Source organism: Methanimicrococcus hacksteinii (assembly GCF_032714515.1).
In the GTDB taxonomy this organism is placed as follows: Archaea; Halobacteriota; Methanosarcinia; order Methanosarcinales; family Methanosarcinaceae; genus Methanimicrococcus; species Methanimicrococcus hacksteinii.
This window is the reverse complement of record NZ_JAWDKC010000009.1, coordinates 1-1378: the sequence shown is the minus strand read 5'-3', so window position 1 is coordinate 1378 and position 1378 is coordinate 1. Positions and strand designations below refer to the sequence as shown.

The 1378-nt window shown below is 51.0% G+C and carries 1 rRNA gene; it reads right to left on the bottom strand.

What is annotated here, in order from left to right:
* Positions 1-41 precede the first annotated feature (41 nt).
* Positions 42-1378, bottom strand: a 23S ribosomal RNA gene (locus tag MmiAt1_RS02080); the annotation flags it as partial.

Below are 1378 nucleotides of genomic sequence, written 5' to 3'. Positions count from 1 at the left end.
CGGATAACTCAGACATATTCAGATATCGCCTGAAAAATCAGTCTTGCGGCGGCACGGACTATTCGTGAACGCGGACTAAACACCTCGTTGCCTTGGTGCGTACATCCCGTTTCGATCAACCTCGTCTTTTACGAGTGTCCTTGACGATGTCTCTTATTTAGGTGAGATTTCGAGCTTAGATGCATTCAGCTCTTATTCCTTGGTGCGTAGCTGCCCTGCGATGCCTTGTCAGACAACAGGTAGACCAGAGGCACCGTTGCTTTGTTCCTCTCGTACTAAAAGCAACTTACCCTCAGACATCAAACACCTCTAGTAGATAGTAACCAACCTGTCTCACGACGGTCTAAACCCAGCTCACGATCTCCTTTAATAGGCGAACAACCTCACCCTTGGCCGCTGCTGCACGGCCAGGATGGAAAGAACCGACATCGAAGTAGCAAGCTGCCGGGTCGATATGTACTCTTGCCGGCAACGACACAATTATCCCCAGGGTAACTTTTCTGTAGTTTTTGGCCCGCACCAAGCGGGCTCAAAAGTTCGCTAGAACCGACTTTCGTCTCGTCATTCCTTGTTGTGCGAAATAACGTCAGGCTGACTTATGCTCTTGCACTCTTCAGTGAGTTTCCGACCCACTTGAGTCAACCATTGCGCACCCTTGATATCTTTTCAAGGGCGTCCCGCCCCAGGCAAACTGCCCACCTATCGGGGTCCTCTCAAGAAGAGAGTGAGAATCGTAATTCCAAAAGGGTAGTGTCCCACTTTTGACTCCACGAACGCTGGCGCGCCCGCTTCGACGTCTCCTACCTACACTGTACATTCGAAATCACAACTCAACGACAGGCTGCAGTAAAGCTCCATGGGGTCTTCACTTCCCCCTAGAGGTCTCTAGACTGTGCACTAGAATGTAAGCTTCACCGGATTCCAGTTTGGGACAGTAGGGCTCTCATTGATCCATTCATGCAAGTCGCCAATTAAGCGACAAGGTACTACGCTACCTTAAGAGGGTCATAGTTACCCCCGCTGTTTACAGGCCCTTCGTCCCGTTGAACCGGGGTTTGAGGTACCTGCACTGAGCAGGATTCAGAGATCGTACTCATCCTTACGGATTTGCGATCTCCTATGTTGGTATTAGACAGTTGGAGCCCCCTGGTCACTGCGACCTGCTGTCTTCACAGCAGGCACTCCTTCTCCCGAAGTTACGGAGCTAATTTGCCGAATTCCCTAAACTGAATTACTCCGTCACGCCTTAGCCTTTTCAGCTAGGGGCACCTGTGTCAGATCTTGGTACGGACGTTTCGACCCCTTTTCACGGGCTCCGGGGTGCAGCCGACTTTCGTCATAACATATTCATTCGCTTCTCGCCATTACGGCTCTCCAC